Origin of the sequence: Lachnospira sp. CLA-JM-H23 (assembly GCF_040096425.1) — a bacterium.
GTDB classification, from domain to species: Bacteria; Bacillota; Clostridia; order Lachnospirales; family Lachnospiraceae; genus Lachnospira; species Lachnospira rogosae.
The window spans coordinates 460,679-475,888 of sequence record NZ_JBBMET010000001.1; the positions used below are offsets into that span (position 1 = coordinate 460,679).

A 15,210-nucleotide genomic window follows, 5' to 3' on the forward strand; every position below is an offset into this window, starting at 1 on the left:
TATCATTCAATCAATCATTTCTTACAAAAATCAGAAGCGTTTCAATCAGTTCACCATGTCATTTTCATTTTGTGCTATAATGTGTTATCAGTTTTTTTGCCCTTGTATTTGCCCTTATCAGAGTTCGTAAACACTGGTGGGACGATATAACACAAGGGAAACAATAAGGGAAAGCTCACCTGCGCCAAACTTAGTGTTTTCAAAGGCTTGAGAGATATTTGATAATAAAATATAACAATTATTAAATCCCTTGGAATACATGAAATCTCAATTCCTGTTTATAAAACTGATAAAGGAAAGCAGGTGCGTTTTTATGGATAAGATTACAACAATCAAACAAAGTGCTAAGAGTATTCTCACAGGTAATATCGAATCGGCAAAGAATCTTATAAATAAGGAATATCCATTTAAGAAGTTAAAACCGGAGGGAAGAAGCTATACAGATAAGGAAAAGTATGAGCAGTTTGTAAGAGACGGATTTATAGACAGATATACCGGGGAAAAGCTTGTTAATCCGGGATTGTTAAAGGTGTTATCATATTACATGCCGGATGCATTTCCATATCAGAGCCATTGGAAGATGGAAGAATGTCACAGTGCCTACTGGGAACTGGTCCCAACAATTGACCACATCATTCCTATTGCCATTGGAGGAGAGGATAACCCGTCTAATTATGCGACAACGTCTATGCTTCACAATTCAGTTAAGAGTAACTGGACATTAGAGCAGCTAAACTGGAAACTGTATCCTACAGGAGACATTAATGAGTATGACGGGCTTACAGGGCTTTTCGTGAGACTTACAGAAAACGACCTTGAGCTTTTTGATGATCCATACATAAAACGCTGGTATAAGTTATCTGTGGGAATGAAATAGAGACAGTTCCTAAATGTATATAACAATTGATTGTAAATGAAAGAGATAAGAGTATGCATATATATGTAGATGCTGATGCATGTCCTGTGATAGGGATAGTTGAAAGAATAGCTAAGAGTCATAATATTGCCGTAACGCTTTTGTGTGATACTAATCATTATCTTACATCAGACTATTCAGAAGTGGTATATGTGGGTGCCGGAGCTGATGCGGTTGATTTTAAGTTAATAAGCCTTTGTGAAAAAGGAGATTTAGTAGTTACGCAGGATTATGGTGTTGCTGCCATGGCATTAAGTAAGGGTGCATATGCCATTCATCAGTCCGGGAAATGGTATACAAATGAAAATATTGATCTTATGTTAATGGAAAGACATATAAGTAAGAAGGCAAGGCGGGCAAGCAGTAAAAACCACATGAAAGGTCCAAGAAAAAGAAGTGATAAGGATGATTTAAACTTTGAAGCCTCTTTTGAGAGACTAGTGGAAAAGTATCAACACTTGGATACCAGCCGGATGTCTGGAAGAGCTGGAGTTAAATAAAAATTAGGAGACAGATATATGAATTTTGAATTAGCATGCCTGGAGGATTTTAATGAGATAGAAAATCTCTATTGGGATTTAATAGATAAAAGCAAAGAAGAACCTTCTTTTCCTGACTGGGAAAAGGGTGTACATCCTTCAGCAGATTTTTTAATGGCTGGTATTGTTAAGAAAGAGTTGTTCGTATTAAGAGATGAAGGAATAATTAAGGCATGTGCCATAGTTAACAGTAATTCTAATAAAGAGTATAAAAAGGTAGCGTGGAAAGTAAATGAAAGAGATAATAATGTATGGATAATCCATGCTCTCGCAGTGCGATATGAGTACCGCGGTATGGGTCTTGCTACTCAATTTGTAAAAAACTTAATATCATATGCTAAGTTGGAAAACATTGAAGCCATTCACCTTGATGTAATAGATAAGAACACACTAGCTGACAAGTTATATATCAGAGCTGGCTTTAAATATGTAAGTACTGAAAACATATTTTATGAGGTGGTTGGAAACAGGCAGTTTAGAATGTATGAGTATGTGATTGAGTAGAAAGTATTAGATATGCACATATAATGAGCATTATCTGCCTTATAGGAAGCTATAATGAAAAAATCATAGTAAAGAAGGAACGATTGTGAATATAAGATATGCAACAATGGCTGATTTAGACGATATTGCATCGGTCGAATCCGAGTGTTTTCCTGTTTTAGAGGCAGCAACTAAAGAAGAATTTGAGCAGAGAATAAAATATTATGGAAATCATTTCTGGCTTATGTTTGATGAGGGTAAACTCATTGCGTTTGTAGATGGTTTTGTTACGGATGAGGCTGATCTTACAGATGAGATGTATGAAAATGCATCAATGCATAATGAGAATGGTGCATGGCAGATGATTTTTGGTGTAAATACTCTTCCTGAATATCGCAGATGTGGATGTGCGAAAGAGCTGATTAAGAAGGCTATCTTAGATGCCAGAAAACAGAACCGGAAAGGGCTTGTATTAACTTGTAAAGAAAGCCTTGTTCCATATTATTCCAAGTTTGGATTCATTGATGAGGGGATAACAGATAAATCCACTCATGGAAATGTCCTGTGGCACCAGATGAGATTGGATTTTAAATTAGGAAATAATGGGGCAAATCCTTCAGATAACAAAAAAGTGACCGCAAACAAGAAATTTGCAGCCGACAGAATACTATCATATTTTAAAGAAGAGTGGAAGGTACTGCTTATAATAACAGTTTCAGGTCTTATATATAACTTTGGACTTTTGTTTGGCCCTTGGTTTGAGGGTAAGATGACAGGATGTCTTATAGATATATTAAGCCAAAATGCTGTATACAAGGATATGTTTATACTTGTAGTGTCATATATTGTATCTATTGCAGTTGTTCAGATATCAAGATATATAAAGCGTTTCTATGTGAGAAGATTTGCGAATAATGTCAACAGAAGAATGAAGAAGATATTGTATGGGACGCTTGTGTTAAAGAGCAAGACAGAACTTGAAAGTGAAGGTATGGGCGATATTATGACAAAGGCAATCCTTGATGTTGATGATTGTGCTGAGGGCATGAGAAAGTTCACAACAGAGGTGTTTGATACAGGAGTAGCACTGGCTGCATATGCAGGAATGCTGCTTGTATATGATGTAAGGCTGGCACTCATTGCAATGATATTTCTACCGATATCTTATCTGCTTGCAGAAAAGATGAAGATTATCGTACAGAGAACAGGTGCAGAATATAAAAGACAGTCAGGAATATTAAGCAATGCCACACTAGACAGAGCTTCTAATGCCATAACTTACAGGGTATACGGAAGGGAAGAGGACAGAAGAATTGCATACGAAGATAATCTTTCATCATATGAGAAAGCTGCTATCATGGCAAATATATGGAATTCTTCAATGACACCCTTATACAGGATTATATCAATGACAGGTATAATATTTATATTATATTTCGGCAGTAAAAATGTACTTGGAACGGGGTGGAAAAGCTGGGATATCGCGGCATTTACGACATTCCTTGCCTGTTTTATAAAGTTATCGGATAAGTCTTCAAAGGCGGCAAAGCTGTTTAATGCAGTTCATAAGGCACAGGTTTCGTGGAAACGTATTAAATCGCTTATGGTTATTCAGGATAAAGATACAGATTGTAAAAATCAGACATCAGGAAAGCTTGAAGTAAAAAACTTAAGTTTTACATATCCAGATGGAAAAACTGTATATAATGATATTTTCTTTACTGCAGAGCCGGGGGAGATTATAGGCGTTACGGGTCCGGTTGCCTGCGGTAAGTCAACATTTGGAAAGACCTTCCTTTGCGAATGTCCATATAAGGGAAGTATTAAGTATAATGGAAATGAATTAAGCAGTGTTGCTGATAATGTAAGGTCGGGAATAATAAGTTATCTTGGACACGACACAGAGCTTTTTAATGACTCTATTAAGAATAACGTGCTTCTTGGTGATGATTGCAATGTATCAGAATACCTCAAGGACGTATGTATCGATAAAGAAGTTGCACAGATGGAAAATGGAGTTGACACACTTATTGGTAATGGTGGTGTAAGACTGTCAGGTGGACAGGCACAAAGAATAGCACTTGCCAGAACGCTTTGTCATAAGAAGCCGGTACTTGTGCTTGATGATCCATTTTCAGCACTGGATATAAGCACTGAGAAAAAGATATATAACAACCTTTGTGATATAGCAAAGAATAATATTGTAATTATTATGACACATCGTCTGTATATGTTCCCTAAGATGGATAAGGTTATATGGATGGATAATGGAAAGGCAATAGTTGGAACACACGAAGAGATTATGTTACAGTGTCCGCAGTACAGGAAGTTGTATGAAAATGTCAGCACACAGATGAGGTAGACGTGGCTGAACATACAGAAAAAGGTACATTACAAAATAAAAATACCAACGAAAATAAGAAAAAGGAGCTGGATAATATTGAGCAGTAATAATGTAAACAGCACAGAAGCCAATAAAGCCAATAATTATAATATTAATAACGTTGATAATAAGAAAATGAATAACAAGAATTCACACAACGTAGTTTCAATAATATTACATACTATAATAAAGAGAAAATGGCTTTCTCTTGGAATTATAATTTCGGTATGTGGTGCGGTTATAACGGCTCTTTATCCACCACTTGTACTTGGAAAAATAGTAGATACCCTGACAACAGGAAGTCAGGTGCCTGTATATTTAGTGTTTGTTTATATGGCATTTACAGTTATTGCAGGTCTTATGGAAGCCACAAGAGAAGGGCTTCTTACAGTATTTGGGCAGAAGATAACACATGCACTTAGAAGTGGACTTATGGAGCATTTTGTAAGACTTTCTACTGACTCACTTAATAAGCAGGAGCCAGGTGCTGTTGTATCAAGGTTTGTAGGTGATGTTGATACAGTTGAGAACCTTTTCACATCGGGAATTGTAAGTATGTTTGCAGATGCCTGTAAGATAATAAGTATTCTTGTAGTTATCTGGTTCAGAAACAAAGGACTTGCAACAGTGCTTATAGTGCTTCTTCCATTTCTATTCTGGTTTACAAGACATATACAGAAGAATATGCTTGATGCCCAGTTAAAAAATAGACGAGCAGTCAGCCGTGCTTCAGGACATGTACCGGAAACACTTCACAATATCCGTACGATCCATAATCTTGGCAAGGAGAAGTATATGGAGAAAAGATACGATGAATATATAAGCGACAGCTACAAAGCTATGGAAAAGACCAACTTCTACGATGCCGTATATTCACCGGTTATTCTTATATTAAATGCAGTTGTAGTGGCGGTGGTTATGTTGTTTTCAGCCTCAGGCAATGCCAAAGTCCTTACACTTTTTGGTATGTCAGCAGGTACAGCAGTAGCAGTTATTAACTATATATCACAGATATTTTCACCAGTTGAAAGTCTTGGAATGGAAATCCAGACGATACAGTCAGCGATTGCGGGCGTGAGAAGAATAAATGAATTCTTTGAACTTCCAGTACTAGATAATAATGAAGAATTACAGGCAGAAAAGACATTTGATAGTAAAAATGATACACCTTATGTCCAGTTCAATGATGTAACGTTCGGATATGAGGCTGACCACACTGTAATAGCTGATAAGACATTTGTTGTAAATAGAGGAGAGCAGGTTACACTATCAGGAAGGACAGGTGCAGGTAAGAGTACAATATTCAAGCTGCTTTTAGGTCTGTATAAGCCACAGAAAGGTTCTATCCTTATAAATGATATGAATTCAGCCGCGATACCAGATAACAGAAAGAGAAAAATATTCGGTTATGTTGAGCAGTCATTTCATATGGTTCCGGGAACTATTAAAGACCAGATTACACTTTATGACAAGTCCATATCTGACGAAGCTGTTATCAAAGCGGCAAAGCTTACAGGACTTCACGATACAATTATGAACTTTGAAAATGGATATGATACCCAGTGTACACAGGAAGTGTTCTCGCAGGGACAATGGCAGTTGTTATCCATAGCAAGAGCTACAGCTGCCAACCCGGAGCTGCTTTTACTTGATGAGATAACAGCCAATCTTGATGCCAATACAGAAAGAGATGTTCTTACAGCACTTAAAGGTGTATCTGAAAACAGAACAGTTATATCAATATCACACAGGGTTACGGCAAGAACAGGACGTGTAATAAACTGTTAAATACAATATTTCATAATGACAATGCCGCCAGAATGTGATAATATTTTTCATATTGGGTAATTTAATGAATTAAAGTATATCAGGTGGACAAAGTGGAAGATATTATGTATAGCATTAACAGGCTGTTAAGCATTACGATTGGAAATAATAGGTCATATTTTGATGTGCAATATGTTAATATTGCTATGTTGGTCTGGGGTTGTGTATTCTGCTTAATAGCAGGGGTGGGAATGATTTTAAGTAAGAATTTTGACCGCCGTAAGAGGCTGTGGATGATACTTTTGCAGTTTGCAACAGCTGTTCTGTTGCTCAGTGATGCAACCGCCTGTATATTCAGAGGCTGGACGGGTATATTTGGATATTGGATTGTAAGGATAAGTAATTTTATAGTATTTCTTGACAATAATATAATATTATATTTGTTCCACAGGTATGTGTGCAGTTTTATTTTTACGGAACAGGAAGAAAGAACTTTAAAAAGAGCAACATTTATAAATATACTGTGTGCCGTGGCAGTAGCTCTGGTTATTATTTCACAGTTTACAGATTTGTATTACTATTATGATGCACAGAATGTATATCATAGAAGTGAAGGTTTTATAATATCTATTTTTATACCTGTAACAGGAATGATGGTAGAGATGTCATTTTTGATAGAATACAGAAAGAAATTAAGCAATATTACAATTTCTTCACTTGGTTCATATATTATTCTTCCAATTGTAGCGGCAATAATACAGTTCTACTTTTATGAAATTTCGTTGATTGATATAGCTGTATGTAATTCAATGATAGTTATGTATATAACTGTTATTGGTGAACAGGACAGGAAACTTAACAATCTGGAACAGAAGCAGATTAAGACAGAGGCTGAACTTGAAATATCTATGGTGCTTAACCAGTGTATAGCAGAACTGACAACTGAAGCGGATATTAACATAGCTATACATAATCTTCTTGCAATTATTAATAATTATTTTGGTGCGGACAGATGTTATATTTTTGAAAATAATTACGATGATAATACAATGGATAACACCTATGAGTATGTTAGTGATAGTATTACAGCAAATAAGGATAAGATTCAAAAGCTTTCAATGAATATTGTAAGTTTATGGATGGAGAATTTTAAAGAAGAAAAGCCATATTATATAGCAGATATCAGCAAGCAAAAGGAAGAACCTGTATACAATATGCTGCATGAACAGAATGTGGACAGACTTCTTGCAGTGCCATTAAAAAGAGATGGAAATATAATTGGATTTCTTGGAGTGGACAACCCGGTTAATCATTACGATGATATGGCATTATTGTCTTCTATACAATATTTTGTTACTAATAGTCTTGAAAAGCGTGTGCAGCAGGATAGGATGCGTTATTTAAGTTACAGGGATATGCTTACAGGTTTGTACAATCGTAACAAATATATAAGCATTGTTAAAGCGGCTAAAGACCAGATACTTAAAAATGTCGGAGTTGCTTACATAGATCTTAATGGTCTGAAAGCAATTAATGATAATTATGGACACTCTAATGGTGATAAGTTCATATGTACAGCAGCAGACACATTCAAAATGGTATTCCCGGATAATTCTTACAGGATAGGTGGGGATGAATTTGTAATTATAGAGCAGAATATTGAGCGTGATAAATATGAAGAAAGAATTACAGTCTTGAAAAATATAATGCAGGATAAACAAGTAAGCATATCCATAGGAGTTCTGTGGAGAGAGTATGTTGACGATTTAGAAGAATTATTAAAGGCGGCAGATAAGCTTATGTATATGGAGAAAGAGATGTATCATAATAACAGAGAATAAAGTTAAAATAAAAGGGATTTGGGATACACCTTCCAAATCCCTTTTGTGTTCTTTTTGTGCTGTTAAGGGATTTATATTAAAAGTTATGATGGGTATGTATCCACAGCACAAATATAATTATAAAATGTTGTTAAAACAGCATAAAATGCTTGTTACTTTGGAACAAATGCTTGTTGTTTGCTATATGGATTGTTATAGTCAGACCATATTAATCAATGCCATTTGATATTTGAATTCAGTGTTAATATCTTAGGCAGGAAAAGAGGTATAATATGGCTGGAAAGAAATTTATTAACGCAAAGTTAAAAGGATATAATGAATTACAGGAAATACTTGTTGAGGACGGAGTATTTAAGGCAATTGCACCACATATAGATGTAGATAGTGATTGTGAAATTGAGGATTTGGAAGGCAAGCTTACACTGCCACCATATGTTGACCCACATATTCATCTTGATTATGTATTCACAGCAAGAAAGCAGGGCGCAACTAACGGAACAGGAACATTATTTGAAGGAATTCAAAGGTGGAGTGAAACTAAATCAGATTTAACAATTGATGAGATAAAGGCAAGAGCAATAAAGGCAGTTAAAATGGAGGTGTCACACGGTGTCCAGTTCATAAGAACACACGCTGATGTAACTGACCCTAACCTCACAGCCTTAAAGGCACTTCTTGAATTAAAGGAAGAATTAAAAGATATTGTAACAATCCAGATTGTATCATTTCCACAGGAAGGAATGTATTCTTACAAAGATGGCGACAAGCTTGTTGAAGAAGGACTTAAAATGGGTGCTGATTGTGTAGGTGGTATTCCACATTTTGAGTATTGCAGGGAATTTGGTGAGAAATCAATCCATAAGGTTGTTGAATTAGCTGTGAAGTATGACAAGCTTATTGATGTACACTGTGATGAGAGTGATGACCCAATGAGCAGGTTTGTGGAGCTTCTTACAGCACTTTCAATTGTTGAAGGAATCGGACCTAAGACAACAGCAAGCCATACCTGTTCATTAGGTTCAGTAGATAACAGCTACGCATTCAGAATGATGAAGAATTTCAAGAAAGCAGGACTTAACTTCATTTCCTGCCCAACAGAGAATATATATCTTCAGGGCAGACAGGATACATATCCTAAGAGAAGAGGTCTTACAAGAGTTAAGGAATTATATGAAAATGGAATAAATGTATGCTTTGCACAGGACTCAATTCAAGATCCCTGGTATCCAGCAGGCAATGGTAATCTTATGAACGTGCTTGATAATGGTATACATATAGCACAGATGATGTCATTTGAGGAAATGGATAACTGCCTTGACCTTATAACTGTTAATGGTGCTAAGACTATGAATATATCAGATATATATGGAATTGAGGCAGGCAAGCCAGCTAACTTTATCGTTGTTGATGCCAGGAGTGAATTCGAGGCAGTATGCGAAAGAGCCGATGTTGTTGCAAGTGTCCGTAATGGTGAATATCTGTTTAAGAAAGCACCAGTGGTTTTCGAGGCTTTGAGTGAATTTATGGCATAGATAAAGAGTGAATTATGATATAATATGACTACTTCGTAGTCACTTAGAAGTTTCTTCGAAACTTCGGATGCGTGAAAAAGCAACGCAGGGCATATGATATAATGAGCACAAAAGTGCTCATCTTAAAAGTTCCTTATGGCACTATAAATAATTATAACAACATAATATAGGAGCAGCAATATGTTTCAATGTAAAGATCTTCTCACTCTCCCCTCAATGGCGAAAGCCAGAATAATAGCAGGAAAGAGTGGTTTGTCTAATAGAATAAGGTGGGTATATAAGCCTGAGAATATGAATTTTGCGAAGTGGGTAAAGGGACAGGAGCTTTTGATTATAAGCACGCCTGTTATACAGAGTAAGGATTTTGACCTGCAAGCAGTTATTAAGAAAGCTAAGAAGCTTGATATGGCAGGTGCATTGCTTCTTGTTGGCGATAAGTACATTGCCAGTATAGACAGTACAATAATATCCTATTCCAATCTTAACGATTTTCCGATATTTGTCATATCAGGTGAAATTCCTCTTGTTGACATTTTTGAAGAAATCGGACACGCTATTGCGTATAATAAAGACTCAGATGTATTAAGTGATGATATTCTTTCAGGAATTATATTTGGAAAGGACATCAATATAGAAGCATTTTCTATTAAATTTGAAGAAGCTGGCTATGACATCAATGGTAATAACCGTATGTTTATGATTAATATTCATTCAGATAATAAGATAGAGAATTTTGATTATGATTTCATTATGAATAAGCTGAGGGACAGTTTTGCACAGAACAATGGAAGTCTGATTTTATCAAGATATGCTAATAACATAGTTGGCTGTTTTAATTGTTTGGAAAATGCTGATGATACACACGGTCTTATTAATCAATCTTACGAAGCATTATCTGAATATGTGCAGGGCAGGTATACGGATATAAAGCTTGTTATGGGAATTGGACGTGAATATAATGGAATATCACATTTGCAGAAAAGTTTTACGGAGGCTTCAAGGTGTGTAATCCTTTCGGAGAAGATACAGCTTAATGGAAGTGTGTTCTGGTATGAAGAAATGGGAATATATAACCTGTTCTCTGAATTTGGAGATAAAAAGCTTATACAGGACTTTGTTGACAGTACATTAGGCATAATTATTGACTATGATAAGGAGAATAATACGAATCTTTTACAGACGTTAAAAGCGTACCTTTGGAACAATAACAGCCTGCTTCACGCTTCTGAACAGTTATTTACGCATCGTAATACAGTAAAGTACAGAATACAGAGAATAACTGAGCTTACGGGCAGGAATTTTGATGATGCGATGACACGTCTGGAGTTTATGAATGCTTTGATATGTCTTGAGGTAAGATAGACATTTGTGCTGTGAGAACAAATGAAGTAATACAAGATTGTTATTAGAAGTCATAACAATAAAATATTTATAAAAGAATGTTGAAGTATATATGTCTTAGTGATATATTCTTGAACATAGACAAGAAGCAAAGGGGCTTCTGCTAATGGTAATATTAGCGGAAGTCCCTTTTTGTGTATTAGTAAAAATGTTAATCTAACTGGCAGTAAAGGCTGAAATAGAAATTACTAAAGCACATTCATTGTTTATCTTGCGGTATATAAAATGTACCGCTGGACGCGTCAGATATTAATAAATATTTATATAACAGGAGGAAATGATTATGAGCTACGGTCTTATAGCAGTAATAATTGTAATCGGTATTGTCATAGGTGCTATAGCTACTAAGAAATGTGAGCCATTTCTTATAGGCGGTTCAATTATAGGAGCAATATTTTTATATAAGCAGGATTTTATAACCGAATGGGTTAATACACTTGAAGGTGTTATGAGTGATGAAGCATACTTAATACTTGTATGTGGTTTGTTTGGAAGTATAATAGCACTTCTTACAGCCTCTAAGGGACATTTTGGATTTGCAAAGATTGTTTCAAAGATATGTAACAGCGAAAGAAAGACTTTATTCACAACATTTATATTAGGTGTAATTATATTTATTGATGATTATCTTAATGTATTATCAATAGGTACAGCAATGAAGAAGGTATATGATAAAGTAAAAGTACCAAGAGAAGCACTTGCATATCTTCTTGATAGTACAGGTTCACCAGTCTGTGTTATGTTCCCATTCTCATCTTGGGCAGCATATTTTGGAGCTATCTTCTTCGCACAGGAGAGTGTTCAGGCACTTGGTGCAAAGACCTGGATGGGAGCTTATATTAAAGCAATTCCATTTTGTATATATCCAATAGTTGCATTACTTATTGTAATTCTTTTCTCAGCAGGTGTATTTCCTAAGCTTGGCGGAATGAAGAAGGCTTATGAAAGAGTTGCAACAACAGGTAAGGTTTACAGTGATGCAAGTAAGAAGTACAATATGGACGATGGCGAAGGCGAACAGGACGGCAACATATTCAATTTCCTTGTTCCAATGCTTGTACTTGTAGTTGTAGCCTGTGTTACAGGGAACCTTGTAGTAGCACAGATTATATGTCTTGCAGTAACACTTGTTATGTATCTTGCAGAAAAGCTGATGACATTTACAGAATACTGGGATAATTTCGTAAAAGGATTTGCAGATATGCTTCCTATTATAATTCTCCTTATAGCAGCACTTACATTCCAGACGATTGCAAACCAGATGCAGATGACAGAGTTCTTCATAGATATTACACAGCCAATATTATCAGCAAAGATTTTCCCAATGCTTGCATTTATCATTACTGGTATATTAGCATTTATGATAGCCAATGCGTGGGGCGTATGTACACTTGTTGCACCAGTTCTTCTTCCACTTGGCGCAAGTGTAGGAGCCAATGCAATACTTATAATGGCAGCAATTCTTTCAGGTTGTGCATTTGGTAATCACGCCTGCTTCTACTGTGACACAACAGTTCTTGCTTCACAGGGTTCAGGTATTGATAACTTTGACCACGCGGTATCACAGCTTCCATATGTACTTATAGGAGCTGGAATAAGTATAATTGGTTTCCTTGTATTAGGATTTGTTATGTAAGTTATGTAGGGATTAATTAGAAAATGTTAATTGGAAATATGACATATAAAAAATTATAATATGATTTCAGACATATAGAAATTATAATAAAACAACAAATATGATTTCAGAACGGAGGCAGTTATGAGTGATAAGAAATATGTCGTTACAATAGCAAGGCAGTTTGGCAGCCTTGGACGTCCAATAGCCAAGCTTATGAGTAAGAAGCTTGGAGTTGAATATTATGACAGGGATATAGTGGAGCAGGCGGCTAAGAAGCTTAATCTTCCGGTATCACAGATAGATGAACTTGAAGAAAAGGTTAAGAAGACATCAACTAATTCATATAAGAGAATGATGTATCCTCTCGGAACACAGTCAAGTACAGAACAGGACAGAATATTTGAAGCCCAGCAGAATATTATGAAATTCTTAGTTGAGAGAGAAAGCTGTATAATAGTTGGACGTTGTTCAGATTTTGTTCTTTCTGATGAAGAAAATGCGGTGCATATATACATTTATGCTCCATATGAACAGAGAGTTAAGAACTGTGTAAATGATCTGCATTTAAGCGAAGAAGAAGCCAAGAAGATGATAAGGTCAGTAGATGAGGCAAGAGATAATTACCATATGCACTATGCAGGATTTCTTCCATCAGACCCTAAGCACAAGACTATAATGATAGACAGCAGCTCTTTGGGCGTTGAGGGTACAGCTGAGCATCTTGTGGATTTTATTCAGAAGAAATTTGATTTAAAAACATATACGCTTAACTAAGTATATGTTATCATATGCGTAATCTAAACATTTACTGCTTATAATAAGTTAATTATAATCGGTAAATGTAACCAATAGAAAGAGCATATCAGGATAACCCTATGAAGATGAGTGTAGAACAGGCATATAAAATATTAGCAGTATCCAAGTCTGCTGATATAAAAGCGATTAAGAAAAAATATAGAAAACTGATGTTAAAGGTGCATCCCGATTCATTAAAGTCAGGGAAGAATACATATCAATATAGTGCGCAGGAGATTAATGAGGCATATTCAATTATTATTAAGAATTTATCTGATAATAAAATGTCTGGTTATTTCAATAATTCCAGCGATGATAGTTATTCATCAGAGTACACATATGATGAAGAATATTATCAGGACTATAATTCATATGCTTCCGATGGCGGTAATTGGGATGCACCTGTTAATGATAATGCGTATACAAGCCGTAATATATATCATTATGCAGAAGGTGCAAGAGGAAATATTACCGGAAGCTTTGTTATAGCAAAAGGCAAATATATCTGGACGATAGAAGAAGATTTTACATTATTCATAAAGAGTATATCAGAAAGCAGTGATAAGCTGTTATCAGGTATAGATAACAGAAGGAAAGGAAGCATATCGGATACAAGCAGGGCAGTTATAAAAGCACAGCTTGCATACCTTTTAGCCCAGCAGTATATAGATGCAACCTACACACTTAATGAACTTATCACACCGGTAAAGCAGAATAATGCACAGATATTTTATATAGACTCAATGCTTGAAATACAAGCTAATGCCCCATTTTTACGGGCAGGTATGACACTATACCCACAATCACTTAAAAATCACCGTCTATATTTAAAGACTAAATCGGGAAATGCCGCAGGCTATATGTCATTCAGGGACGACAGGCTATATTACATAATAATTCCACTTCTTGAACAAAAAAGAGCACAGGTAAAAGTTCAGATTGCCACCAGGCAGGATAAGAACAACACAAGACACAATGTGAAATACAAGAATCTTGACTTTTGGATAAAAATTTCTGATAATAATTCAGGAACATTTCCTGAAAGCATAAATATGCAGATTGAGGAAATACTTACTAAATATTCTAAAATGTAATTGGAGGACAATCAATGAATAGACATATAGATAAAGCAATGCAGTTAAGAAATGAAACCCCGATGGTAAGCAACTGTGCCCAGACAATAATGAGAGCCTACGCCGATGAATTAGGAATGACCGAACAGCAGGCAGCAGCAATAGGCTGTAACTTTGGTGGCGGAATGAAATGCGGCGGCACTTGTGGAGCAATAACAAGTGCTCTTATGGTATTAGGTGCAAAAGGAATAGACTCCCCAGCCGTAATAACAGAATTCAGAAAAAGAATAGCCGCCAACCACGATGGCTTAACAGATTGCGTAGACCTTCTAAGAAACAACGCCCGGAAAGGCGGAGTAAAGAAGGAACATTGCGATAATATGATAAAAGAGTCCATAGAATTAATAGACGAAATCACCAATAAAGAAGATTAATGTTGCAAAATATTTCAACAAGTGATATAGTAATAAACAATTAAATAAAAAACAAATAGAGTGAATTTCAAAGAGTTCACGAAGGGGAGCACCACCACCGGCGCTTCCTTTCGTGAACTCTTTTTTGCGTGAGTAGCGATGAGAATACACTAACAAAGACACTTGCCGAACTCTGCTTGCAGAAGTGAGCAAGAGGCTTTGTTAGCGTATTCGAGGAGCACCGCGACAGTGACAGAGCGAAGCTCTGGAACGCGCTACTCACGCAAAAACAGTGGAGGGACGCCACCCAGCAAACCTTATCCCCTCAGTCAGCGACCCGCAGACAGAGGAAGCAAAGCTTCCAAATGTCGTCCGACAAAGCTAATTCCCCCTCCCACGTCAGCGACCCGCAGACAGAGGAAGCAAAGCTTCCAAATGTCGTCCGACAA

General features: G+C 36.1%; 12 protein-coding genes and 1 pseudogene. All 13 read left to right on the forward strand.

Features of this window, described 5'->3' with window-relative positions; translation table 11 throughout:
* The first annotated feature begins 313 nt into the window (after positions 1-313).
* Positions 314-877, forward strand: a complete 564-nt coding sequence (locus tag WMO42_RS02145; protein ID WP_055175126.1) for an HNH endonuclease — start codon at positions 314-316, stop codon at positions 875-877.
* Positions 878-930: 53 nt separating this feature from the next.
* The gene (locus WMO42_RS02150; RefSeq protein ID WP_090139701.1) at positions 931-1,416 is read left to right on the forward strand and encodes a YaiI/YqxD family protein; all 486 of its coding nucleotides are present in this window, start codon (positions 931-933) and stop codon (positions 1,414-1,416) included.
* Between the two features lie 18 nt (positions 1,417-1,434).
* A complete protein-coding gene (locus tag WMO42_RS02155; protein ID WP_055175119.1) occupies positions 1,435-1,959 on the forward strand; it encodes a GNAT family N-acetyltransferase in 525 nt (174 codons plus the stop codon).
* A gap of 85 nt (positions 1,960-2,044) precedes the next feature.
* Positions 2,045-2,527 (forward strand): annotated as a pseudogene (locus tag WMO42_RS02160) (GNAT family N-acetyltransferase); the annotation flags it as partial.
* Positions 2,513-4,300: an ABC transporter ATP-binding protein gene (locus WMO42_RS02165; RefSeq protein ID WP_349191430.1), complete on the forward strand. Its 1,788-nt coding sequence runs from the start codon at positions 2,513-2,515 to the stop codon at positions 4,298-4,300. The pseudogene WMO42_RS02160 and the gene WMO42_RS02165, both read left to right, overlap by 15 nt.
* A 78-nt stretch (positions 4,301-4,378) precedes the next feature.
* Complete coding sequence (locus WMO42_RS02170) at positions 4,379-6,109, forward strand: ABC transporter ATP-binding protein (protein WP_349191420.1); 1,731 nt, start codon at positions 4,379-4,381, stop codon at positions 6,107-6,109.
* 92 nt (positions 6,110-6,201) lie between these two features.
* Positions 6,202-7,929: a sensor domain-containing diguanylate cyclase gene (locus tag WMO42_RS02175; RefSeq protein ID WP_349191421.1), complete on the forward strand. Its 1,728-nt coding sequence runs from the start codon at positions 6,202-6,204 to the stop codon at positions 7,927-7,929.
* Positions 7,930-8,201: 272 nt separating this feature from the next.
* A complete protein-coding gene (gene codA / locus WMO42_RS02180) occupies positions 8,202-9,461 on the forward strand; it encodes a cytosine deaminase (protein WP_349191422.1) in 1,260 nt (419 codons plus the stop codon).
* A 180-nt stretch (positions 9,462-9,641) separates the two neighbouring features.
* The gene (locus WMO42_RS02185; RefSeq protein WP_022502757.1) at positions 9,642-10,823 is read left to right on the forward strand and encodes a PucR family transcriptional regulator ligand-binding domain-containing protein; all 1,182 of its coding nucleotides are present in this window, start codon (positions 9,642-9,644) and stop codon (positions 10,821-10,823) included.
* Between the two features lie 322 nt (positions 10,824-11,145).
* Complete coding sequence (locus tag WMO42_RS02190; RefSeq protein WP_070101457.1) at positions 11,146-12,498, forward strand: Na+/H+ antiporter NhaC family protein; 1,353 nt, start codon at positions 11,146-11,148, stop codon at positions 12,496-12,498.
* Between the two features lie 123 nt (positions 12,499-12,621).
* On the forward strand, positions 12,622-13,254 hold the full coding sequence (locus WMO42_RS02195) for a cytidylate kinase-like family protein (protein WP_349191423.1): 633 nt from the start codon (positions 12,622-12,624) through the stop codon (positions 13,252-13,254).
* 101 nt (positions 13,255-13,355) lie between these two features.
* Entirely contained in the window at positions 13,356-14,369 is a 1,014-nt protein-coding gene (locus WMO42_RS02200; RefSeq protein WP_349191424.1) for a DnaJ domain-containing protein, read from the forward strand.
* A 14-nt stretch (positions 14,370-14,383) separates the two neighbouring features.
* Entirely contained in the window at positions 14,384-14,782 is a 399-nt protein-coding gene (locus tag WMO42_RS02205) for a C-GCAxxG-C-C family protein (RefSeq protein WP_022502753.1), read from the forward strand.
* Positions 14,783-15,210 lie beyond the last annotated feature (428 nt).

Excerpts from the sequence above, each read along its gene's own strand:
- WMO42_RS02145 (WP_055175126.1), top strand. The coding sequence starts at position 314 with ATGGATAAGATTACAACAATCAAACAAAGTGCTAAGAGTATTCTCACA.
- WMO42_RS02150 (WP_090139701.1), top strand. The coding sequence starts at position 931 with ATGCATATATATGTAGATGCTGATGCATGTCCTGTGATAGGGATAGTT.
- WMO42_RS02155 (WP_055175119.1), top strand. The coding sequence starts at position 1,435 with ATGAATTTTGAATTAGCATGCCTGGAGGATTTTAATGAGATAGAAAAT.
- WMO42_RS02165 (WP_349191430.1), top strand. The coding sequence starts at position 2,513 with ATGAGATTGGATTTTAAATTAGGAAATAATGGGGCAAATCCTTCAGAT.
- codA (WP_349191422.1), top strand. The coding sequence starts at position 8,202 with ATGGCTGGAAAGAAATTTATTAACGCAAAGTTAAAAGGATATAATGAA.
- WMO42_RS02185 (WP_022502757.1), top strand. The coding sequence starts at position 9,642 with ATGTTTCAATGTAAAGATCTTCTCACTCTCCCCTCAATGGCGAAAGCC.
- WMO42_RS02190 (WP_070101457.1), top strand. The coding sequence starts at position 11,146 with ATGAGCTACGGTCTTATAGCAGTAATAATTGTAATCGGTATTGTCATA.
- WMO42_RS02195 (WP_349191423.1), top strand. The coding sequence starts at position 12,622 with ATGAGTGATAAGAAATATGTCGTTACAATAGCAAGGCAGTTTGGCAGC.
- WMO42_RS02200 (WP_349191424.1), top strand. The coding sequence starts at position 13,356 with ATGAAGATGAGTGTAGAACAGGCATATAAAATATTAGCAGTATCCAAG.
- WMO42_RS02205 (WP_022502753.1), top strand. The coding sequence starts at position 14,384 with ATGAATAGACATATAGATAAAGCAATGCAGTTAAGAAATGAAACCCCG.